Below are 22,978 nucleotides of genomic sequence, written 5' to 3' on the forward strand. Positions count from 1 at the left end.
GCTCGGTGACGGCGCCCGACGCGGGTTGCATCAGCCCTTCTTGTTTTGCCGGTTGGCGATCAGGTCGTCGACAACTGCCGGATCGGCCAGCGTCGAGGTGTCGCCGAGCGCGGCAAAATCGTCCTCGGCGATCTTGCGCAGGATGCGCCGCATGATCTTGCCGGAACGCGTCTTCGGCAGGCCGGGCGCAAACTGGATCTTGTCGGGCGAAGCGATGGCGCCGATCTCCTTGCGGACATGGGCGACGAGCTCCTGGCGCAATTCCTCGCTTGGCGTCTCGCCGGCCATCAGCGTGACATAGCAGTAGATGCCCTGGCCCTTGATATCGTGCGGGTAGCCGACGACGGCGGCCTCCGAGACCTTCTCATGCGAAACCAGCGCCGATTCGACCTCGGCGGTGCCCATGCGGTGGCCGGAGACGTTGATGACGTCGTCGACGCGGCCGGTGATCCAGTAGTAGCCGTCAGCATCGCGGCGGCAGCCGTCGCCGGTGAAGTACCTGCCCTTGTAGGTCGAGAAATAGGTCTGCACGAAGCGGTCGTGGTCGCCATAAACGGTCCGCATCTGGCCCGGCCATGAGTCGGCAATACAAAGATTGCCGCTGGCTTCGCCTTCCAGCACCTTGCCGTCGGCATCGACCAGTTGCGGCTTGACGCCAAAGAAGGGCCGCGTCGCCGAACCCGCCTTGAGGTTGGTGGCGCCGGGCAGCGGCGTGATCAGGATACCGCCGGTCTCGGTTTGCCACCAGGTGTCGACGATCGGCACCTTGCCGTTGCCGACGACGTTGAAATACCACTCCCAGGCTTCCGGATTGATCGGCTCGCCGACCGTGCCGAGCACGCGCAGCGATTTGCGCGACGTCTTGGTGACATGGGCGTCGCCGGCGCCCATCAGGGCGCGCAACGCTGTCGGCGCGGTGTAGAAGATGTTGACCTTGTGCTTGTCGATGACCTCCCAGAAGCGGGATTGCGACGGATAGTTCGGCACGCCCTCGAACATCAGCGTGGTGGCGCCGTTGGCGAGCGGCCCGTAGACGATGTAGCTGTGGCCGGTGACCCAGCCGACATCAGCGGTGCACCAGAAGATGTCGCCGTCTTGGTAGTCGAAGACATATTGGTGGGTCATCGAGGCGTAGACGAGATAACCGGCCGTGGTGTGCAGCACGCCCTTCGGCTTGCCGGTCGAACCCGACGTGTAAAGGATGAACAAAGGGTCCTCGGCCTTCATCTTCTCCGGCTTGCACTCCGCCTTAACCGTCGCGACCTCGTCGTGGTACCAGACGTCGCGCCCCGGAGCCCAGCCAACCTTGCCGCCGGTACGGCGCACGACGACGACCTTGTTGACCATCACGAAATTCTTCGCGGCGATGTCGATCGCCTTGTCGGTGTTGTCTTTCAACGGAATCGGCTTGCCGCCGCGCAGGCCTTCATCGGTGGTGATGACGAAAGTCGATTCGCAGTCGACGATGCGGCCGGCCAATGCATCCGGCGAGAAGCCGCCAAAGACCACGGAATGGATGGCGCCGATGCGCGTGCAGGCAAGCATCGCGAAGGCCGCTTCAGGGATCATCGGCATGTAGATGGTAACGCGGTCGCCCTTCTTGACGCCGTGCTTCTTCATCACATTGGCGAGCCGGCAGACATGCTCGTAAAGCTCGTTATAGGTGATCTTCCTGTCGTCGTAGGGATTGTCGCCTTCCCAGACGATGGCGATCTGGTCGCCGCGCTTCTTCAGATGCCGGTCGATGCAGTTCCAGGAAACGTTGGTCTGGCCGTCCTCGAACCATTTGATCGAGACCTTGCCGTCGAAGGAGGTGTTCTTGACCTTGCTGAAAGGCTTGAACCAGTCGATGCGCTTGCCGTGCTTGCCCCAGAACTTGTCCGGGTTCTTGACGCTGTCGGCATACCATTTCAGGTAGGTGTCGTTGTCGATCAGCGCATTCTTCTTCCACGCCGGCTGGACGCGGTGGACATGAACATCGGACATTTCTTAGCTTTCCTCCCGAAACCAAACCGCCGGCTTGACTGCCGGCAGGATCGCAGCGATGCGGCCGCGAATTCGCGCGCATTATTAACAGTTCGGCGGTGTCGGCAACATTAGACGTTGGATTTGCGCGGCGCGATGCCGCAGCCCCGTTCCCGGGCGGTGTCAGCACTCAGGCGAGATGGCTGCTAAGGGTATGTTTTTGCGGGAGAAACCAAGTTTGATCGCAAAAATATCAATAGACGATTAAGCAAATGGCGAGCACAATTTCAGGCTGGGAGGAACGGAGAATCAACCAGGGGACCGCAATGCGCGACCATTCCGAAATGGACCTGATGCTCAAGGGCTATGGCTTGACCACGGCCAAGATTCTTTATCACTTTCCCGATCATCCGCATCTGCTGCAGAGTTTCATCTGGCAGGACTACGACATCGCCCCGAAATTTCCGGTGCTGATCCGCTTCATCGAGTTCTGGCAGGCCAAGCTTGAAGGCCCGCTGCATTCGGTCAGCTACACGCACCAGAAGCTGATCGCGCCGAACGAATGGCGCAAGGTCGACGGCGAGTTCGTGCTGCACTAAAGCGCGGGCGGCAGCCTGGGAGCCGCCGCCCAGCTTTTGGAGCGTCAAACCGCGGGCGGGTTCAGCCGGGCAAAACCTTCCTGCCGGCGATAGGGGAAATAGGGATAGGGTGCGGTGACCTCGCTTGCCGTGTCCAAGATTTTCATCTGATCCGGGGTCAGTGACCAGCCGACGGCGCCGAGATTCTGGTGCAACTGCTCCTCGTTGCGCGCGCCGATGATGACGGAGGCGACGGTCGGCCGCTGCTGCAGCCAATTGATGGCGATCTGCGGTATGGTCTTGCCGGTTTCCTCGGCGACAACATCAAGCGCGTCGACGACCCGATAGAGATGCTCGTCCTCGACCGGCGGTCCGAAGCTTGCCGTGTAGTGCAGCCGGCTTTTCTCCGGCAGTTTCTGGCCACGGCGGATCTTGCCGGTCAGGCGGCCCCAGCCGAGCGGGCTCCACACCAGCGCACCGACACCCTGGTCGAGGCCGAGCGGCATCAACTCCCATTCATAATCGCGCCCGACCAGCGAATAATAGACCTGATGGGCGACGTATCGGGGATAGCCGTATCTGTCCGCCAGGCCGAGCGACTTCATCACTTGCCAGCCGGAAAAATTGGAAACGCCGACATAACGCAGCTTTCCGGCGCGCACGAGCCTATCCAGCGTCGATAGCACCTCCTCGATCGGTGTTGCGGCGTCGAACGCGTGCAGTTGCAGCAGGTCGATGTAGTCGGTGCCGAGCCGTTTGAGCGCGTCTTCAACGGCCGTGATGAGGCGCGAACGGGACGAGCCGGCATCGTTGGGACCGTCGCCCATCGGCAGCGAAGTCTTGGTCGAGATCAGCACGGCATCGCGACGGCCCTTGATCGCTTCGCCGAGCACCTGTTCGGAAGCGCCATTCGAATAGACATCGGCGGTGTCGAACAGGTTGACGCCCGCCTCCAGGCAGATGTCGACCAGCCGCCGCGCTTCCGTCGCATCGCTGTTGCCCCAGGCGCCGAACAGCGGCCCTGACCCGCCGAAGGTTCCAGCGCCGAACGAGAGCGCCGGGACCTTCAGGCCCGATGCGCCAAGATTTCGATAATCCATCTTTTTCTCCTATGATGTACAAGGGTTCGTCGAGTTGCTACGAGCGGGCGGGTGCCGGTTCACCGAGCGTTGGGCGATCGAGGCGAAGCGCCAGTGTGGCGACGGCAAGCGCCGAGAGCGGCAGCAGGGCCGCGACCCAGGTGACGGCGCCGAGGCCGGGGCCATGGGCGATGACCACGCCGCCGAGCCAGGCGCCGGCCGCATTGCCGAGATTGAAGGCGGCGATGTTGAAGGACGAGGCGAGGCTCTGGCCGGCGCCTTGTGCCTTTTCCAGTACCCACATCTGCAGCGGCGCCACGGTGGCGAAGGCGGCGACGCCGAGCAGGCCGACATAGATGACGGCCATAACCTGGCTGTGCAGGGCGAAGGTCATGGTGCCGAGCACCAGCGCCAGCACGACGAGACTGCCGAGAACGGAAGGCACCAGCCAGCGGTCGGCGAACTTGCCGCCGGCGAGGTTGCCGGCGATGAGGCCGCCGCCGAAGACCAGCAGGATCGGCGACACCGCTGCTTCACCAAAACCGGTGATCTCGGTCAGCAACGGGGCGATGTAGGTGAAGATGGCGAAGACGCCGGCATAGCCGAGCACGGTGGTGGCAAAGCCAAGCAGGACGGGCGTGCGGCCGAGCACGGCGAGATCGGCTCGCAAATTGCTTGTCTCAGGCGCTGTCTGGCTGCGCGGCACCAGCAGCAGGATGATGGCGAAAGCGACCATGCCGACCAGGGTCACCGCCCAGAAGGTCACGCGCCAGCCGAAGGCCTGGCCGAGCCATGTGCCGAAGGGGACGCCGAGGATGTTGGCGATGGTCAGGCCGGTGAACATCAGGGCGATCGCCGATGCCTTCTTGTTGGGCGCCACCAGCCCGGTCGCCACGACCGAGCCGACGCCGAAGAAGGTGCCGTGGGCGAAGGCGGTGAGCACGCGCGCACCCATCAGCGTCCAGTAGTCAGGGGCCATCGCGCAGGCGAGGTTGCCTAGCGTGAAGATTGCCATCAGCGCCAGAAGCACGGTCTTGCGCGGCCAGCGGCCTGTGGCGATCGTCAGCAGCGGCGCGCCGATGACGACGCCGAGCGCATAGCCCGAAATCAGCTGGCCGGCAGCTGAGATCGAGACGCCGAGATCGGTGCTGACGTCGAGCAGCAGGCCCATGATGACGAATTCGGTGACGCCAATACCGAAGGCACCGGCGGCAAGAGCGTAGAGAGCAAGAGGCATGGCGGTTCCCACTTCGATGACGGCCAGTTTCGGCGATGGGCGCCGTGTCCTCTCACGCCCGGCCCGAAAGATCGTGATGCACCGACCTGTGAACTAGCCTTGCCTAGGGCACATTGCCTGTGAAATAGATTCACCAATGGCCAGGCCCGACATCAACCGTTCAGGCGAGATCGAAGTGTTCGTCCGCGTCGTCGAGGCGGGCAGCTTTTCGGCCGCTGCCCGTGCGCTGCGGATGACGCCGTCGGGGGTGAGCAAGCTGATCGCGCGGCTGGAGGCACGGCTCGGGACGCGCGTGGTCAGCCGTTCGACGCGCAAGCTGCAACTGACACCGGAAGGGGCGGCCTTCTTCGACAGCGGCGTGCGCATCCTGGCCGATATGGCGGCAGCCGAGCGCGAGGCAGCGGCGGGTGCCGCGCCGCGTGGCCGGCTGCGGGTCAATAGCTACGTGCCTTTCGGGCAGCACCGGCTGATCCCGCTTTTGCCGCGTTTTCTAGAACGATACCCCGAAATCTCGGTCGATCTGGTGTTGACCGACAGTGTTATCGACCTGATGGAGGAGCGCGCCGACGTCGCCATCCGTGCCGGCCCGCTCGGCGAATCACGGCTGGTGGCGCGCAAGCTCGGGCAAAGCCGGGTGGTCGTCGTTGCCGCGCCATCGTATCTCGAAGCGCGTGGCACACCCAAGACGCTCGCCGATCTCGATCGTCACAACCGGATGGGCTTCTGCTTCGTGCGCCACCTCGAGGGCTGGCCTTTTGTCGACGCGGCCGGCAAGCCGATCACCATTTCGATCGTTGGAAACACGCTGGTCAGCGACGGCGAGGCGATGCGGCTGATGGCGCTCTCAGGGGCGGGCATCGCCCGGCTGGCACGCTGGCACGTGGAGGCCGACATTGCCGCCGGCCGGCTGCTGCCACTGCTGGAAGAGTTCAACCCCGACGACGAGGAACTGACACATGCGGTTTATGTCGGCCAAGGCAAGCATTTGCCGGCGCGGGTGCGGGCCTTTTTAGATTTCCTGGCCGAAACGGCGCGGCTGGGCTGAAGCGGAAAGGCACTCGGGAGCCCACTGGGCTCCCGAATCTGGCTCCCGAAATGTCATGTCGACAAGGAACTACTTCTTTGGCGTGAACGGCGCCGGCCTGCGGCCCGCCGCCTGGCGTTCGAGCATCCAGCCCGGATATTCGGGCGGCAGTGCGCTGACTTCATCGAGACGAGCAAGGTCGTCGGCATCGAGTTTCAACTCGGTGGCCGCAAGGTTCTGTTCCAGCTGTTCCATGCGGCTGGCGCCGATGATGACGCTCATCACGAACGGTTTGGCCAGGACAAAGCCGAGCGCCACCGTGGCGACGCTGACGCCGTGCTTGGCGGCGATCTCGCGCATGACGGCAACCGCTGCCCAGGCGCGGTCCTCGTTGACCGGTGGGAAATTGAAGCTGGCGCGGCGGCCCTCGCCATTGCCGGGGGCACCGGGTCCGTACTTGCCCGAGAGCAGGCCGCCAGCCATCGGTGACCAGACCATCAGCCCGAGCTTCTCCTCGTCGAGCAGCGGCACGATCTCGCGCTCGAGATCGCGGCCGGCGATCGAGTAATAGGACTGCACGGTCTCGAAACGGGCAAAGCCCTTGCGCTCGGCAATACCCAGCGCCTTGGCGATGCGCCAGGCCTGCCAGTTCGAGACGCCGACATAGCGGACCTTGCCAGCGGCAACCAGGTCGTCGAGCGCCCGCAGCGTTTCGTCTATTGGCGTGACCGTGTCGGTGCCGTGCAGCTGATAGAGATCGATATGGTCCAGCTGCAGCCGTTCGAGGCTGCCTTCGACCGAATCCATGATATGGCCGCGCGAAGAACCGCGCTGGTTCGGGCCGCCGCCCATGGCGCCGTGAACCTTGGTGGCGATGATCACGTCCTGCCGGTTGACGCCGAGATTTCTCAGCGACTGGCCGAGAAGCCGTTCCGAGGCGCCGAAGGAATAAACATCGGCGGTGTCGAAGAAATTGACGCCGGCGGCGAGCGAGCGGGCGACGATCTCGTCGACGCCCTTCTGGTCGAGGCTGGCGATCAGGCCCCATTGGGCATTCTCGCCGGCCGCGCCGAACGTCATTGTACCGAGGCAAAGTTCGGAGACGAACATCCCCGTATTTCCAAGTTGATTGTAACGCATGGTGGCTCCAGAGGCTTTGCGATAACTCGAACCATATAGGAACGAAACGTTCCGTTTCTATACTCTGGCTTCGCCGATGTCGGCCTGTGGCCTAAGGTCGCTGCGCCTCATCTGGCGCCGAAAATCGCCGAACCAACCCGGACACTGGTCGCGCCGAAGGCGATCGCGGTCTCGTAGTCGGCGGACATACCCATCGAGAGCTTTTCGACGCCGGCCTCCGTGCTGAGCTTTTCCAGCAGCGCGAAATGCGGGCCGGGATTCTCGTCGGCCGGCGGGATGCACATCAGCCCTTCGACGGCGAGGCCGTGGACATCGCGGCAGCGGGCGATGAAGGCGACCGCCTCGCGTGGCTCGATGCCGGCCTTTTGCGGCTCCGAGCCGGTGTTGACCTGGACGTAGAGCCTTGGCGTCCTGCCCTGCCTGGCGATTTCCTTGGCGAGTTCGGCGGCGATCTTTTCACGGTCGACGGTTTCGATGACGTCGAACAATGCCACCGCTTCCTTGGCCTTGTTCGATTGCAACGGCCCAATCAGGTGCAACTCGATGTCGTGGAAAGCTTCCTTCAACGCCGGCCATTTGGCTTGCGCCTCCTGGACGCGGTTCTCGCCGAAGACGCGCTGGCCGGCCTTGATAACCGGGCGGATATCGGTGGCATCGAAGGTTTTCGAGACCGCAACCAGCGTCACCGCCCCGGTCTCGCGTCCGGCCTGGCGCTCGGCAGTGGCGATCCTTGCCTTGACGGTGAAAAGCTGTTCGACGGCGCTCGCCATGCCTATATCCTGCCTGTGTTTGGCTTTTCGCCGGATCGCCGCAGTTGACGGGTCCGGTAATCCATGGTGAACACCGCGACGACATTTCCTGAGCCGCCCGGGCATTGTCCGGCGGCTCGCGCATGCTTTTAAGTGAAAAACACCCGATGGCAACCGAACGATACAATCCGCGCGCGTCAGAGCCCAAATGGCAGAAGGCCTGGGACGCCAAGAAGCTGTTCGAAGCCGACAACGATGACCCGCGCCCGAAATACTACGTCCTGGAGATGTTTCCCTATCCGTCGGGGCGCATCCATATCGGCCATACCCGCAACTATACGATGGGCGACGTGGTGGCGCGCTACAAGCGGGCCAAGGGTTTCAACGTGCTGCACCCGATGGGCTGGGACGCCTTTGGCATGCCAGCCGAAAACGCAGCAATGCAAAACAAGGTCCATCCCAAGGACTGGACCTATCAGAACATCGCCGCCATGCGCGAGCAACTCAAGGTCATGGGCCTGTCGCTCGATTGGGCACGCGAGTTCGCCACCTGCGATGTCGATTATTACCATCGCCAGCAGATGCTGTTCCTCGATTTCGTCGAGAAGGGCCTGGTGACGCGCAAATCCTCCAAGGTCAACTGGGACCCGGAGGACATGACGGTGCTTGCTAACGAGCAGGTCATCGACGGGCGCGGCTGGCGCTCGGGCGCGCTGGTGGAACAGCGCGAGCTGACGCAATGGTTCTTCAAGATCACCGACTACGCGCAGGATCTGCTGGATTCGCTCGACCAGCTCGACGACTGGCCGGAAAAAGTGAAGCTGATGCAGGCGAACTGGATCGGCCGTTCGGAAGGCCTGTTGGTCCGCTGGCCGCTGGCCAAGCCAATAGCCGGCGAGCATGAGCTCGAAGTCTACACGACAAGGCCCGACACTATCTTCGGCGCCTCCTTCATGGCGATTGCCGCCGACCATCCGCTGGCCAAAAAGGCCGCCGAAGACAATCCGGCGCTGGCAAAGTTCATCGACGAGGTCCGCCATATGGGCACCTCGGTGGCGGCCCTGGAGACGGCCGAGAAGAAGGGTTTCGATACCGGTATTCGCGTCGTCCATCCGTTCGACGAGAAGTGGACGCTGCCCGTCTACGTCGCCAATTTCGTGCTGATGGACTACGGCACTGGCGCCATTTTCGGCTGCCCGGCACACGACCAGCGCGACCTCGACTTCGCCAACAGATACGGCCTGCCGGTCATTCCGGTGGTGATGCCGGAGGGCGAGAATCAAGGAAGCTTCCAGGTCATCGATGAGGCTTATGTCGATGATGGCTCGATGATCAATTCGCGCTTCCTCGACGGCATGAAGCCGGATCAGGCATTCGACGAGGTGGCTAAGCTGCTGGAACAAAAGGTCATCGGCAACCGGCCGATGGCCGAGCGCAAGGTGAATTTCCGCCTGCGCGACTGGGGCATTTCGCGCCAGCGCTATTGGGGCTGCCCGATCCCGATGATCCATTGCGAGGATTGCGGCGTTGTGCCGGTGCCGAAAGCCGACCTGCCGGTCAGGCTGCCTGACGACATCGAGTTCGACCGGCCGGGCAATCCGCTCGACCGTCATTCGACATGGCGGCACGTCAAATGCCCGCGTTGCGGCAAGGATGCGCGGCGCGAAACCGACACGATGGACACGTTCGTCGATTCGTCGTGGTATTTCGCGCGCTTCACAGCGCCCTGGGCCAACGATCCGACCGATCCCAAGGCCGCGACTGAATGGCTGCCGGTCGACCAGTATATTGGCGGCATCGAGCACGCCATTTTGCACCTGCTCTATTCGCGCTTCTTCACCCGCGCGATGCGCGAGACCGGCCATGTCGATCTCGCCGAGCCGTTCAGAGGCCTGTTCACGCAAGGCATGGTGGTGCACGAGACCTATCGGGTTGGCGGCGCCTCGAACGGTCGCTGGCTTGCGCCGAGCGAGGTCAGGCTGGAGGACGCCGACGGCAAGCGCCGCGCCTTCGAAATCGCCACTGGCAAAGAGGCGGCGATCGGTCCGCTCGAAAAAATGTCGAAGTCGAAGAAGAATACCGTCAGCCCGGAAGAGATCACCGACGGCTACGGCGCCGATACGGCGCGTTGGTTCATGCTGTCGGACTCGCCGCCCGAACGCGATGTCGAATGGACCGACGAGGGTGCGGCCGGCGCGCATCGCTTCATCCAGCGCATCTGGCGGCTGGTGTCGACGGCTGCCGAATCGCTCGCCGGAGTTCGGCCAGAGACGGCGAAGGACGGCGAGGCCTGGACAGTGTCCAAGCCCGCCCACAAGATCCTGAAGTCGGTCGGCGAGGATATTGAAAAGCTCGCCTTCAACCGTGCCATCGCCCGCATCTATGAGCTCGCCAATGCCTTGACCGTGCCGCTCAACGAGGCGGCCGAAGGCAAAGCCGATCCGGCATTGCAAGCGGCCTGCCGTGAGGCCGTCGAGATCCTGGTGCACCTGATCGCGCCGGTCATGCCGCATCTGGCCGAGGAGTGCTGGCAGACGCTCGGCGGCACCGACCTTGTCGCCGAACGGCCCTGGCCGGACTACGATCCCTCGCTTGTCGTCGACGCCGAGATCGTGCTGCCGGTCCAGGTCAACGGCAAGAAACGCGGCGATTTGACAATTGCCCGCGACGCGGACCAAGGTGCGGTCGAAAAAGCGGTTCTGGCTCTCGACTTCGTGCAGAAAGCGCTCGAAGGTAAGGCGCCGCGCAAGGTGATCATCGTGCCGCAGAGGATCGTCAATGTTGTTGCCTGATCCGAAAAAAGCGGAGCTGACGCCGCGCCGTATCGTGCTTTGCGGGCTGCTCGCTTCGGTGGCGCTCGTTTCCGCCTGCACGGTGCGGCCGCTCTATTCAAGCGCGCCGCTGATCGCCGGCTCTCAGGTCGGCGCTGCTGCCGAACTGGCATCGATCTCGGTCAAGCCGGTCAAGACCCGCTACGCCCAGCAGGTTCGCAACAATTTGATCTTCGCGCTCGGCCAGGGCGCCGGCGAGCCGGCTTCGCCCGTCTATTCGCTTGATCTCGGCGTCTCCGAACTCGTCGAATCGGCGGCAATCGAGCAGGTCACGACCGACGAGGACGAGCCGACCGCCGGCACGGTGACGCTGACCGCCAACTATGTGCTGAGCGATGCCAAGACCGGCACGGTCATAGCGAGGGGCAAGCGCTCGATCCCGTCCTCATACGATAGGCCGCGCCAGGAATTCGCGTCATATCGGGCGCAGATCGACGCCGAGAACCGCGCGGCGCGCGAGCTGGCGGATGTGCTGCGGCTGTCGATCGCCCAAGATCTGATCAAGCACGGCAAGCCGGCGGCAAGCTAGGTCTTTCCATCCTGGGATTGAAGCGCTCCGTCTGTGGCGGATTGCGCTATCTGCAAAAGGCCGATTGCTCGGCCTTTTTTGTTCGACGTAGGATATTTCGCTTCAGCCGATCTTCTGGCCGGTCTTTGCCCAGTCGGCGAGGAACTGCTCCAGGCCCTTGTCGGTCAGCGGGTGCTTGACCAGCGCCTTGAGCGTCGCCGGCGGGGCGGTGATGACGTCGGCGCCGATCAGTGCCGCCTGTTTGACATGGTTCACCGTGCGCACAGAAGCGGTCAGGATTTCGGTCTGGAAATCATAATTGTCGTAGATGGTGCGGATATCGGCAATCAGTTCCATGCCGTCCCAACCGCTGTCGTCGATGCGGCCGACGAAGGGCGAGATGAAGGAGGCGCCGGCCTTGGCGGCGAGCAGCGCCTGGGTGGCCGAGAAGCACAGCGTGACGTTGACCATGCGGCCGTCCGACCGGATGTCCTTGCAGGCTCTCAGGCCGTCGAGCGTCAGCGGCACCTTGATGCAGACATTGTCGGCGATCCTGGCCAGGATCTTGGCCTCCGTCATCATATCCTTGTATTCGGTGGCAACGACTTCGGCCGAGACCGGGCCCTTGACGATCTCGCAGATCTCTCTGGTGACGTCGGCGATCTTGCCGCCGGATTTCAGGATCAACGAGGGATTGGTGGTGACGCCGTCGAGCAGCCCCAAATCGTTCAGCTCACGGATTTCCTTGACATCGGCGGTGTCGACAAAAAATTTCATGGCGGTCTCCTGAAGATTTTTCATGTGCAGGTCATGCACATTCGGGGTCGGACTTTGATCTAGACCAAAGTCGGGGCAAGGTCACGCCTCATGATCGAAGATTCGCCCTTTGTCACGGCCGCACCGGTGCTGGTGCCGATGCCCGCCGAGCGCCCCTACACCTATGCCGTGCCGGCCGGCATGCGCGTGGTGCCGGGCTCGATCGTGCGCGTTCCGCTAGGGCCCCGCCAGGTCGCCGGCATCGTCTGGGACGGCGCCGTCGAAAAGGTTGACGCGAAGAAATTGCGGCCGATCGAGCAGGTTTTCGACTGCCCGCCGATCGACCGCGCGATGCGGCGTTTTGTCGATTGGGTGGCGCAGTACACGCTGTCGCCGCCCGGCATGGTGGCGCGCATGCTGCTCAGGGCGCCGGAGGCGTTCGACCCGGAACCGTGGATCGAAGGGCTACAGCGCACCTTCGCCAAGCCCGACCGGATGACGGAGGCGAGGACGCGCGTGCTGGAGACGGCCGAAGGCGGGCTGGCCTGGACGCGGTCCGGCCTGGCGCATGCGGCCGGCGTGTCGTCGACGGTGGTGGACGGGCTGCGGGCGCAGGGGGTATTCGAGACGGTGATGATCCCGCCGCGGCCGGTGGTCGCAGCACCCGATTCCGGCTATGCCGTGCCGGCGCTGATGCCCGATCAGAGCGATGCCGCCGAGATGCTGCGCGCCAATGTCGCGGCCGGCATATTCGGCGTCACCCTGCTCGACGGCGTGACCGGATCCGGCAAGACGGAGGTCTATTTCGAGGCGGTTGCGGCCGCGCTCGATCGCGGCACGCAAGTGTTGATCCTGCTGCCGGAAATCGCGCTGACCCACGCCTTCCTCGAACGCTTCCAGGAGCGGTTCGGCGCCAAGCCGGCGGAGTGGCACTCGGACCTGCCGCCAAGAATGCGCGAAAAGGTCTGGCGGCAGGTGGCGGAAGGCGGCGTGCGAGTGGTCGCCGGCGCCCGCTCGGCGCTGTTCCTGCCGTTCAGGGAGCTTGGGCTGATTGTCGTCGATGAAGAGCACGACCCCGCCTACAAGCAGGAGGATCGCGTCTTTTACAACGCGCGCGACATGGCCGTGGTGCGCGGCCATATCGGCGGGTTTCCGGTCGTGCTCGCCTCGGCGACACCGTCGGTCGAAAGCCGCGTCAATGCCAGCCAGGGCCGCTACAGCAGGGCGGTGCTTTCGGCGCGCTTTGCCGAGGCGGCACTTCCCGAACTCAAGACGATCGACATGCGCCGTGCGCCGCCTGCACGCGGCGGCTTCCTGTCCCCGGTGCTGCTCGGCCATATGCGGCAGACGCTGGAAGGAAAGGAACAGTCGCTGCTGTTCCTGAACCGGCGCGGCTATGCGCCGCTGACGCTCTGCCGGGTCTGCGGCCACCGCTTCGGCTGTCCGGTCTGCTCGGCCTGGCTGGTCGAGCACCGCTTTCGCGGCCAGCTCGTCTGCCATCATTGCGGGCACAATGAACGCCGTCCCGAGGCCTGCCCGGAATGCGGCACGCTCGATCATCTCGTTGCTTGCGGGCCGGGCGTCGAGCGCATCGCCGAGGAGGTCGTCGCGCATTTCCCCGATGCCCGCACCATCGTACTGTCGTCCGACCTGATGGGCGGCGTGCGGCGGCTGCGGCTCGAGCTTGAAGCCATCGCCAATGGCGAGGCCGACATTGTCATCGGCACGCAACTCGTCGCCAAGGGCCATAATTTCCCCAACATGACGCTGGTCGGTGTCGTCGATGCCGATCTCGGCCTGGCCAATGGCGACCCGCGCGCCGCCGAGCGCACCTTCCAACTGCTCAGCCAGGTGACCGGCCGCGCCGGCCGCACCGGCAAGAAGAGCCTCGGCCTGCTGCAGACCTTCCAGCCCGACCACCCGGTGATGCGGGCGATCGTCTCCGGCGATGCCGAGGCCTTTTATGAGCGCGAGATCGCCGAGCGCGAGCGGGCGGGGCTGCCGCCCTTCGGCCGGCTCGCTGGTGTTATCGTCAGCGCGGCGACGCGCGCGGAAGCCGAGGGGCACGCCCGCGGCCTGCGCCGTGCCGCGCCGCAGGCCAGCGACCTGTTCGTGCTCGGCCCGGCCGAGGCGCCGCTGTCATTGATCGGCGGCCGTCATCGCTTTCGCCTGCTGATCCAGGGCGAGCGGCGCGCCGACATGCAAGGGTTCATTCGCACCATGCTGGCCGAGGGACCGAAGATAAGGGCCTCGGTGCGGGTCCAGGTCGATATCGACCCGCAAAGCTTTTTGTAAGGTGGCCATCGATACGCCGGATTTGGTGAATCCGGTCTGGCGCGTCGCAAGTCCTTGGTTAGAATGCCCGAAATTAGAACCGCCATTTACGAGGGGACAAGATGGAATTTGCGTTTCCGTGGCCGATGAGCCAGGGCGAGTGGCTGGCATGGTCGAGCGCCGCGGTGACGTTACTGTTCGGGCTGCTGCTATTCCTGGCCCCACAGCTGGCATTCCGCATCCTGCGGCTGCAGGTCAAGCCCGAGAAGGCGGCGGCCATCGCCGAGGGGCGCGGCCGGATGTCGGGCTTCTATCTCGGCGTCAGCCTGTGCTGCATCCTCCTGGCGCAGCCGCTGCTCTACATGGCGCTCGGCTTCTCCTGGCTATTCACCGCCTTCGGCCGGCTGCTATCGATGATGTCGGACGGCGCCAATACGCCGTTCAACTGGGCATCCATCGTCGTCGAGCTGGTGCTGGCGGCGCTGCCGCTTGCCTTCGCCTTCGGCTTTTTGCCCTGAATCAGGGATCAATCCGGGGTTGGTTGCTGAACTCGGCCAGCGGATGCGACAATAGTGCCTGAAAACCATGCCGGACGACGCATTGCGGTCTGAAAATGCCTGTGCTAGACGGCAATCGACTTTCAACCGGGGATAGCGGGAGCCGCGCCTCCGTGCTTGGAAAAATGTAGTAAGGTCAAAGATTTAGCCAGAGTTTTTGCTCGCGCCAACAATCTGCGGCCTGTCAGACAAGAGAAAAGACGGTCCGTGGCCCAATCGTCCTCGCCAATCTCAGGTGTCGCAGAACGCTATGCGGGTTCGCTGTTCGAACTCGCGCTGCAGACCAATTCGGTCGCCAGCGTCGAGGCCGACCTCAACAGGTTTGAAGCGATGCTCGAAGGCAGCGCTGACCTTTCGCGGCTGATCAGGAGCCCGGTTTTCTCCAGCGAGGACCAGGCCAAGGCGATCGCCGCGATCGCCGACAGAGCGGGGATCACCGGCCTCACTGGCAATTTCCTGCGCGTCGTTGCCCAGAACCGCCGGCTTTTCGCAGTGCCAGGAATGATCAGGGCGTTCCGCCAGATCGCCGCCGAACACCGCGGTGAGACCGCCGCCGAGGTCACCTCGGCGCATGCGCTGACGCCTGCCCAGGAAACCGAGCTGAAAGCGGCGCTGAAAAGTGTCGCCGGCAAGGATGTGGCGATCACCGTCACCGTCGATCCGTCGCTGCTCGGCGGACTGGTGGTCAAGATCGGCTCGCGCCAGATCGATACGTCGCTCAAAACCAAACTCAATTCGCTCAAGCTTGCACTGAAAGAGGTCGGCTGATGGACATCCGCGCCGCGGAAATTTCCGCAATTCTGAAAGACCAGATCAAGAATTTCGGCAAGGAGGCCGAGGTCTCCGAAGTCGGCCAGGTGCTGTCCGTCGGTGACGGTATCGCCCGCGTCTACGGCCTCGACAATGTCCAGGCCGGCGAGATGGTCGAGTTCCCCGGCGGCATCCGCGGCATGGCGCTCAACCTCGAAGCCGACAATGTCGGCGTGGTCATCTTCGGCGCCGACCGCGACATCAAGGAGGGCGACACCGTCAAGCGCACCGGCGCCATCGTCGACGCGCCCGTCGGCATGGGCTTGCTCGGCCGCGTCGTCGACGCGCTCGGCAACCCGATCGACGGCAAAGGCCCGATCCAGGCCACCGAACGCAAGCGCGTCGACGTCAAGGCGCCCGGCATCATCCCGCGCAAATCGGTGAACGAGCCGATGTCGACCGGCCTCAAGGCCATCGACGCGCTGATCCCGGTCGGCCGCGGCCAGCGCGAGCTGGTCATCGGCGACCGCCAGACCGGCAAGACCGCGATCATCCTCGACACCATGCTCAACCAGAAATCGGTGCACGACAACGGCCCGGAGAAGGAAAAGCTGTACTGCGTCTATGTCGCAGTCGGCCAGAAGCGCTCGACCGTGGCGCAGTTCGTCAAGGTGCTGGAAGAGCGCGGCGCGCTCGACTATTCGATCATCATCGCCGCAACCGCGTCCGATCCGGCGCCGATGCAGTTCCTGGCGCCGTTTACCGCCTGCACCATGGGCGAATATTTCCGCGATAACGGCATGCACGCGCTGATCAGCTACGACGATCTGTCGAAGCAAGCCGTCGCCTATCGCCAGATGTCGCTGCTGCTGCGCCGTCCTCCGGGCCGCGAAGCCTATCCGGGCGACGTCTTCTACCTGCACTCGCGCCTGCTCGAGCGCGCCGCCAAGCTCAATGACGAAAATGGCGGTGGGTCGCTGACGGCGCTGCCGATCATCGAGACGCAGGCCAACGACGTTTCGGCCTACATCCCGACCAACGTCATCTCGATCACCGACGGCCAGATCTTCCTGGAAACCAATCTGTTCTTCCAGGGCGTCCGCCCGGCGGTCAATGTCGGCCTGTCGGTGTCGCGCGTCGGGTCCTCGGCGCAGATCAAGGCGATGAAGCAGGTTGCCGGGTCGATCAAGGGCGAGCTCGCGCAGTACCGCGAAATGGCTGCTTTCGCGCAGTTCGGCTCCGATCTCGATGCAGCCACGCAACGCCTGCTCAACCGCGGCTCGCGTCTTACCGAGCTGTTGAAGCAGCCGCAATTCTCGCCGCTCAAAGTCGAGGAGCAGGTCGCGGTAATCTTCGCCGGCGTCAACGGCTATCTCGACAAGCTGTCGATCAACCAGGTCGGCAAGTTCGAGCATGGTCTGTTGTCGCATATGCGCTCGGCCGGTAAGGACGTGCTCGACGGCATCCGCAAGGAGAAGGTGCTGTCCGACGATCTGCGCGCCAGGCTGAAGGCAGAGATCGACGCCTTTGCCAAGACCTTTGCTTGAGCGGGACGGACGGGATCAGGTTTGAAGCATGCCTTCGTTAAAAGACCTTCGTAACCGTATCGCCTCGGTCAAGGCGACGCAGAAGATCACCAAGGCGATGCAGATGGTCGCCGCGGCGAAGCTGCGTCGCGCGCAGGAAGCGGCGGAAGCGGCGCGTCCCTATTCGGAGCGCATGGGCGCGGTGCTGGCCAATATCACCCAGGCGATCGGCGGCGGCGGCGATGCCCCGGCGCTGATGACCGGCACCGGCAAGGACGACGTGCATCTGCTTGTCGTCTGCACCGCCGAACGCGGTCTATGCGGCGGCTTCAATTCGCAGATCGCCCGTTTTGCCCGCGACCACATCCGCAAGCTTCTCGCCGACGGCAAGCAGGTCAAGATCATCTGCGTCGGCAAGAAGGGGTTCGACATATTGCGCCGCGACTACGGGGCGCTGATCATCGAGCGCGTCGACCTGCGCGAGGTCAAGACGCTGGGCTTCGTCAATGCCGACGCCATCGCCAAGAAGGTGATCCACCTGTTCAACGAAGGCGGCTTCGACATCTGCACGCTGTTCTATTCGCAGTTCAAGTCGGTGATCAGCCAGATCCCGACGGCGCAGCAAATTATCCCGGCGGGCGCGCCTTCGGCTGCCGCGGAAGTGAATGATGGCGGCAGCGCCGTCTACGAATACGAGCCGGAGCCGGGCGAAATCCTCTCCGACCTCATCCCGCGCAACATTTCCGTGCAGGTTTTTCGCGCGCTGCTCGAGAATGCGGCCGGCGAGATGGGCGCCAAGATGAGCGCCATGGACAATGCGACGCGCAACGCCGGCGACATGATCAACAAATTGTCGATCACCTACAACCGCCAGCGGCAGGCGCAGATCACCAAGGAATTGATCGAAATCATTTCGGGCGCCGAGGCGCTCTAGGCACGCTCACAAGGAGGTCATCGACCTCAAGCGTGTGAGAAACAAAGAGACGAAAAGGGTAAAGACGATGGCGAAAGCAGCGACCCCGAAGACGGCAGCCCCGAAGGCCGCAGCACCAGCGACGGCTCCGGCAGCGGCAAAGGCCGCTCCGGCCAAGAAGGCGGCAGCAACCAAGGCCGCCGTTGTGAATACGCCGGCCGTTACCATCAAGAAAACCGGCCTGGCAGGCAAGGTTCGCCAAGTCATCGGCGCCGTTGTCGACGTCCAGTTCGGTGAGCATCTGCCGGCCATCCTGAACGCGCTTGAGACGATCAATGTCGGCAATCGCCTGGTGCTCGAGGTTGCCCAGCATCTGGGCGAGAACACCGTGCGCTGCATCGCCATGGACTCGACCGAAGGTCTGGTCCGCGGCCAGGATGTCTATGACACCGGTGCACCGATTACCGTGCCGGTCGGCCCGGGTATGCTCGGCCGCATCATCAACGTCATCGGCGAGCCGGTCGACGAGGCAGGCCCGGTCGACGGCATCGAAATGCGCTCGATCCACCAGCCGGCGCCGACTTATGTCGAGCAGGCGACGGAAGCGCAGATCCTGGTCACCGGCATCAAGGTGCTCGACCTGCTAGCCCCCTATGCCCGCGGCGGCAAGATCGGCCTGTTCGGCGGCGCCGGCGTCGGCAAGACGGTGCTGATCCAGGAACTGATCAACAACGTCGCCAAGGCGCATGGCGGCTTCTCGGTGTTCGCCGGCGTCGGCGAGCGCACCCGCGAAGGCAACGACCTCTATCACGAGTTCATCGAGTCCGGCGTCAACAAGAAGGGCGGCGGCGAAGGATCCAAGGCGGCGCTCGTCTATGGCCAGATGAACGAGCCGCCGGGCGCCCGCGCCCGCGTTGGCCTGACCGGCCTGACGGTCGCCGAATATTTCCGCGACCAGGGCCAGGACGTGCTGTTCTTCGTCGACAACATCTTCCGCTTCACGCAGGCGGGCTCGGAAGTGTCGGCGCTGCTCGGCCGCATTCCTTCGGCCGTGGGCTACCAGCCGACGCTGGCCACCGACATGGGCGCGCTGCAGGAGCGTATCACCACGACCACCAAGGGCTCGATCACCTCGGTGCAGGCGATCTATGTGCCGGCCGACGACCTGACCGACCCGGCACCGGCGACCTCGTTCGCCCACCTCGACGCGACGACCGTGCTCAACCGCGCGATTTCGGAAAAGGGCATCTATCCGGCGGTCGATCCGCTCGATTCGACCTCGCGCATGCTCGACCCGATGGTCGTCGGCGAAGAGCACTACCAGGTCGCGCGCCAGGTGCAGTCGATCCTTCAGCGCTACAAGTCGCTGCAGGACATCATCGCCATCCTGGGCATGGACGAGCTGTCGGAAGAGGACAAGCAGACGGTGGCCCGCGCCCGCAAGATCGAGCGCTTCCTGTCGCAGCCCTTCTTCGTCGCCGAAGTGTTCACCGGCGCGCCGGGAAAGCTGGTCGACCTCGCCGACACCATCAAGGGCTTCAAGGGCCTTTGCAACGGCGACTACGACCACCTGCCGGAGGCCGCCTTCTACATGGTCGGCGGCATCGAGGAAGCGGTCGAGAAGGCACAGCGCCTGGCCGCCGAAGCGGCGTAAAGAAGCGAATAGCGAATAAGGGAGTAGCGAATAGGGGCGATGTGACCGAGCGTTTTTTTCTATTCGCTACTCACTCCCGCTACTCGCTAAATTGATCATGCCTGAAGCTTTCAAATTCGAACTGGTCTCGCCGGAGCGGTTGCTGGTTTCTGAGGAGGTCGAATCCGTCGTCATCCCGGGCGCCGAAGGCGAGATGACCGTCATGGCGCATCACGCGCCGGTCATGACCACAATCAAGCCGGGCGTCGTCACGCTGAGGACCGCGCAAGGCAAGGAAGAGCGCTATGTGGTGTTCGGCGGCTTTGCCGACATCGTTCCGGCAGGCTGCACGCTGCTCGCCGAATCGGCTGTGGCCGTCGGCGACATCGACCGCGCCGACCTTGCCCGCCGCATCCAGGAAGCGAGGGAAGACGCCGCCGACGCCAAGGACGATCAGACCCGCAGCAAGGCCGAGCAGTTCCTTAGCCAGCTTACCACGCTTGAAGGCGCCATCCTGCCGGCGTGACAGGCGTCCTCTCTCCTTATCCCTTGTGGGGGAAGGTGGATTGGCGCGTAGGGCGGGCCAAGACGGTTGAGGGGTGTTGGAAGAAATGAGACGTTAGCGTTCCCTGGAACACCCCTCATCCGAGCTTCGCTCGGCCACCTTCTCCACAAAGGGAGAAGGGAGGGGCTGCTCACACCGTCAGCGTCTCCACGGCGCGCATGACGCCGCGCAGTTCGGCGAGGCCCTTCAGGCGGCCGATGCAGGAATAGCCGGGGTTCACTTTCTTGCCGATGTCGTCGACAATGGCATGGCCATGGTCGGGCCGCATCGGCACCTGCCAGTCCGCCCTGCCGGCCGCCTTGCGCCGCCGCTCTTCGCCAATCAGCGCCGACACGACCGCCACCATGTCGGTGTCGCCGTCGAGGTGATCGGCTTCGTGGAAGGAGCCGTCGGGCTCCTTGGTGACATTGCGCAGATGGGCGAAATGGATGTTTTCGGAGAAGGCCCTGGCCATTGCCGGCAGATCATTCTGCGCGCCCGCGCCGTAGGAGCCGGTGCACAGTGTCAACCCGTTAGCCGGCGAAGCGACGGCGTCGAGCAGCGCGCGGGCATCATTGGCCTTGGAAACGATGCGTGGCAGGCCAAACAGCGAAAAAGGTGGATCGTCGGGGTGGATCGCCATCCTGACGCCGGCCTCTTCGGCCACCGGCACGATCTCGCGCAGGAAACCAAACAGGTTTTCGCGCAGGCCTTCGGTGGAGACGTCCTTGTAGAGGTCGAGGGCACGGCGGAAGCTTGCCCGATCGAAGATGAATTCGCGCGCCGGCACCCAGCCGATCAGATTGCGCTCGAGCCTTGCCTTGTCGCTGTCGCTCATCCCTTGCAGCCGCCCGCGCGCGGCCTCGACACGGGCCGGTGGGTGATCGGCCTCCGCTCCTTCTCGCTCAAGGATGAAGACATCATACGCGCAGAGCTCGACGACATCGAAGCGCAGCGCTGTGCCGCCATGCGGCATCGGATAGTCGAGGTCGGTGCGCGTCCAGTCAGTGATCGCCATGAAATTGTAGCAAACGGTATTGATGCCGGCGGCAGCGACGGCGCGGATCGAGGCCTTGTAATTGTCGATCAGGGTGCGCCAGTCGCCGCTGCGGGTCTTGATATCCTCATGGACAACGATGCTCTCGACCACATCCCAGGTCAGGCCTGCTGCCTCGATCTCGGCCTTGCGCCGGGCGATCTCGTCCGCCGGCCAGGCGCGGCCGTCATTGAGGTGGTGCAGCGCGCTGACGATGCCGACGGCGCCGGCCTGACCGACATGGGCAAGCGTCACCGGATCGTCGGACCCGAACCAGCGCCAGGTCTGTCTCATGGCTTCTCACTCCCTATGCCAAGCGCTGCGAAAGCAGCGGCAGGCCCGCCCCGCCGCAGGCGCTCGAGATGGGCTGCCGTCAGATCGATCAGTGTCATGCGATGTGAATGGTCCTTGGCGAAGCCGCCGAGATCGAACATCGCCATCACGGTTTCGACAGCCGGCTGGCTACCGAGCACAGTAAGCCGAGTGTCGATCGGGTCGGTAAAATGGGCTTCCGGCAAAGTTTTGCTGCGCGCCTCGCAAGCGGCGATCCAGGCCGCTACCACCAGCATGAGATGCGCAGGCGGGTCACCGGCGCCCAGCCGATCGAGGGCGGAGGCGACGATGCGCTGCGGCAGCTTCTGGCTGCCGTCATTTGCGATCTGCGCCGTGCGATGGGCGAGCGCGGTGTTCGAGTAGCGTTCGGCAAGCTGGGTCGTGTAGCCGGCCGTATCGAGCCCGGCGTCCTGCGGCAGTGTCGGGATGGCCTCGGCCCATAGTCCGTCGACGAATTGCCGGATCGCCGGATCGGCAAAGGCGCGGTCGACCGTGTCGTAGCCGCTGAGCAGGCCGAGATAGGCGATTGCCGAATGCGAACCGTTGAGCAGCCGCAGCTTCATATCTTCGAATGGCCCGACGTCGCCGACCATCGTGACGCCGAACTTCTCCCAGGCTGGCCTGCCCCCGGGGAAATCGTCCTCGACCACCCATTGGCAGAACGGCTCGGTCATCACCGGCCAGGCATCCTCGACCCCGAGCTCGACAGCAACACGCGCCCGGTCGGCATCGGTGGTCGCCGGCACGATGCGGTCGACCATGCTCGACGGAAAGGCGACGCCGTCGGCGATGTGTGCGGCGAGCCTGGCATCGCCTGAAGTGGCGAGCCTGGAATCGCGCAGTGCTGCGAATTCGACCAGCAGGCGGTGCAGCGTTGCGCCGTTGGCCGGAAGGTTGTCGCAGCAGAGCACGGTGAATGGCTGGATGCCGGCGCCACGGCGGCGCGACAGCGCTTCGGTGAGGAAACCATGCGCCGTCCTTGGCATTTGCGGGTTAGCCAAATCATGGACGATGTCCGGATGAGTGCTGTCCAGACCGCCGCCGGCTGCTCTCAGATAGGCCTTTTCGGTGATCGTCAGCGTGACGATGCGGGTGCGCTGATCGGTCAAAGCGGCGAGCACGGCAGCCGGATCTTCCGGCGCCACCAGCAGCGACAGGATCGAACCGACGACGCGCAGCTCTTCGCCGATGCTGCTCCTGATCGCCAGCGTGTAGAGGCCATCCTGCGGCGCCAGTGCGTCGCGCGTGTCTGAACTGCGCAAGGACACGCCGGCAATGCCCCAGTCCGCCTCTCCCGCCGCCAGGCAGTCGTCGACATAGGCCGCCTGGTGGGCGCGATGGAACGCACCGACGCCGAGATGGACGATGCCCGGTGCGATGCCGCCGCGGTCGTAGCGCGGAACCGCGACCGAAGCCGGCAATGTCTTCAGCGTGCTGTTGGAAAGGCGTCTATCAGTCATTGCGCCACGTGTCTGATCGAGATTGTTGGGTCACTGCTGGCAGGCGGCGTAACACCCGATGCCGTCACGCACAATGGCCAATGGC

At 64.0% G+C, this 22,978-nt stretch carries 19 protein-coding genes; 11 read left to right on the forward strand and 8 right to left on the reverse strand.

Annotated elements, in window-relative coordinates; genetic code table 11:
* Nucleotides 1–30: 30 nt before the first annotated feature.
* Complete coding sequence (gene acs, locus AC0L2P_RS19180; RefSeq protein ID WP_473502998.1) at nt 31–1,986, reverse strand: acetate--CoA ligase; 1,956 nt, start codon at nt 1,984–1,986, stop codon at nt 31–33.
* Between the two features lie 305 nt (nt 1,987–2,291).
* On the opposite strand from acs, the gene AC0L2P_RS19185 reads away from it, so the two are divergent.
* The gene (locus AC0L2P_RS19185; RefSeq protein WP_023719720.1) at nt 2,292–2,564 is read left to right on the forward strand and encodes an usg protein; all 273 of its coding nucleotides are present in this window, start codon (nt 2,292–2,294) and stop codon (nt 2,562–2,564) included.
* Between the two features lie 44 nt (nt 2,565–2,608).
* On the opposite strand, the gene AC0L2P_RS19190 is transcribed toward AC0L2P_RS19185, so the two are convergent.
* Complete coding sequence (locus AC0L2P_RS19190; RefSeq protein WP_473503000.1) at nt 2,609–3,643, reverse strand: aldo/keto reductase; 1,035 nt, start codon at nt 3,641–3,643, stop codon at nt 2,609–2,611.
* Nucleotides 3,644–3,680: 37 nt separating this feature from the next.
* Nucleotides 3,681–4,859 (reverse strand): MFS transporter, encoded by a 1,179-nt coding sequence (locus tag AC0L2P_RS19195; protein ID WP_473503002.1) that lies wholly within the window; start codon nt 4,857–4,859, stop codon nt 3,681–3,683.
* A gap of 136 nt (nt 4,860–4,995) precedes the next feature.
* On the opposite strand from AC0L2P_RS19195, the gene AC0L2P_RS19200 reads away from it, so the two are divergent.
* Complete coding sequence (locus AC0L2P_RS19200; protein ID WP_473503004.1) at nt 4,996–5,904, forward strand: LysR family transcriptional regulator; 909 nt, start codon at nt 4,996–4,998, stop codon at nt 5,902–5,904.
* Between the two features lie 69 nt (nt 5,905–5,973).
* Here AC0L2P_RS19200 and AC0L2P_RS19205 read toward each other — a convergent pair whose 3' ends face one another.
* Both AC0L2P_RS19205 and AC0L2P_RS19210 read right to left on the reverse strand, forming a co-directional pair.
* Nucleotides 5,974–7,023: an aldo/keto reductase gene (locus AC0L2P_RS19205; RefSeq protein WP_473503006.1), complete on the reverse strand. Its 1,050-nt coding sequence runs from the start codon at nt 7,021–7,023 to the stop codon at nt 5,974–5,976.
* A gap of 107 nt (nt 7,024–7,130) precedes the next feature.
* Nucleotides 7,131–7,793 (reverse strand): YggS family pyridoxal phosphate-dependent enzyme, encoded by a 663-nt coding sequence (locus tag AC0L2P_RS19210; protein WP_473503008.1) that lies wholly within the window; start codon nt 7,791–7,793, stop codon nt 7,131–7,133.
* A gap of 146 nt (nt 7,794–7,939) precedes the next feature.
* Between AC0L2P_RS19210 and leuS the strand changes: the two genes are divergently transcribed.
* Together leuS and AC0L2P_RS19220 are read left to right on the forward strand one after the other, a co-directional pair.
* Complete coding sequence (gene leuS / locus AC0L2P_RS19215; RefSeq protein ID WP_473503010.1) at nt 7,940–10,564, forward strand: leucine--tRNA ligase; 2,625 nt, start codon at nt 7,940–7,942, stop codon at nt 10,562–10,564.
* Nucleotides 10,551–11,132, forward strand: coding sequence for an LPS assembly lipoprotein LptE (locus tag AC0L2P_RS19220; protein WP_473503012.1), 582 nt, complete (start codon nt 10,551–10,553; stop codon nt 11,130–11,132). Before leuS ends, AC0L2P_RS19220 begins: the two co-directional genes overlap by 14 nt.
* Before the next feature lie 102 nt (nt 11,133–11,234).
* Here the strand turns inward: AC0L2P_RS19220 and fsa are convergent, their stop codons facing one another.
* Nucleotides 11,235–11,888 (reverse strand): fructose-6-phosphate aldolase, encoded by a 654-nt coding sequence (fsa, locus tag AC0L2P_RS19225; RefSeq protein ID WP_352640105.1) that lies wholly within the window; start codon nt 11,886–11,888, stop codon nt 11,235–11,237.
* A 90-nt stretch (nt 11,889–11,978) separates the two neighbouring features.
* Here fsa and AC0L2P_RS19230 point away from each other — a divergent pair, with 90 nt between their 5' ends.
* The 7 genes from AC0L2P_RS19230 (at nt 11,979) to AC0L2P_RS19260 (ending at nt 20,046) form a co-directional block, all read left to right on the forward strand.
* Entirely contained in the window at nt 11,979–14,162 is a 2,184-nt protein-coding gene (locus AC0L2P_RS19230; RefSeq protein ID WP_473503014.1) for a primosomal protein N', read from the forward strand.
* A 101-nt stretch (nt 14,163–14,263) separates the two neighbouring features.
* Complete coding sequence (locus AC0L2P_RS19235; protein WP_473503016.1) at nt 14,264–14,659, forward strand: AGROH133_08824 family phage infection protein; 396 nt, start codon at nt 14,264–14,266, stop codon at nt 14,657–14,659.
* A 246-nt stretch (nt 14,660–14,905) separates the two neighbouring features.
* Nucleotides 14,906–15,466, forward strand: a complete 561-nt coding sequence (locus AC0L2P_RS19240) for a F0F1 ATP synthase subunit delta (protein WP_473503018.1) — start codon at nt 14,906–14,908, stop codon at nt 15,464–15,466.
* Nucleotides 15,466–16,995, forward strand: a complete 1,530-nt coding sequence (gene atpA / locus AC0L2P_RS19245) for a F0F1 ATP synthase subunit alpha (RefSeq protein ID WP_473503020.1) — start codon at nt 15,466–15,468, stop codon at nt 16,993–16,995. Before AC0L2P_RS19240 ends, atpA begins: the two co-directional genes overlap by 1 nt.
* Before the next feature lie 28 nt (nt 16,996–17,023).
* On the forward strand, nt 17,024–17,908 hold the full coding sequence (locus AC0L2P_RS19250; protein ID WP_473503022.1) for a F0F1 ATP synthase subunit gamma: 885 nt from the start codon (nt 17,024–17,026) through the stop codon (nt 17,906–17,908).
* A 67-nt stretch (nt 17,909–17,975) separates the two neighbouring features.
* A complete protein-coding gene (gene atpD / locus AC0L2P_RS19255; RefSeq protein WP_473503024.1) occupies nt 17,976–19,541 on the forward strand; it encodes a F0F1 ATP synthase subunit beta in 1,566 nt (521 codons plus the stop codon).
* A gap of 97 nt (nt 19,542–19,638) precedes the next feature.
* Nucleotides 19,639–20,046, forward strand: coding sequence for a F0F1 ATP synthase subunit epsilon (locus AC0L2P_RS19260; RefSeq protein WP_473503026.1), 408 nt, complete (start codon nt 19,639–19,641; stop codon nt 20,044–20,046).
* 169 nt (nt 20,047–20,215) lie between these two features.
* Here AC0L2P_RS19260 and uxuA read toward each other — a convergent pair whose 3' ends face one another.
* On the reverse strand, nt 20,216–21,394 hold the full coding sequence (uxuA, locus tag AC0L2P_RS19265; protein ID WP_473503028.1) for a mannonate dehydratase: 1,179 nt from the start codon (nt 21,392–21,394) through the stop codon (nt 20,216–20,218).
* Nucleotides 21,391–22,893, reverse strand: coding sequence for a mannitol dehydrogenase family protein (locus tag AC0L2P_RS19270; protein ID WP_473503030.1), 1,503 nt, complete (start codon nt 22,891–22,893; stop codon nt 21,391–21,393). Before AC0L2P_RS19270 ends, uxuA begins: the two co-directional genes overlap by 4 nt.
* Nucleotides 22,894–22,978 lie beyond the last annotated feature (85 nt).

It is taken from the genome of Mesorhizobium sp. WSM4836, from assembly GCF_055811815.1.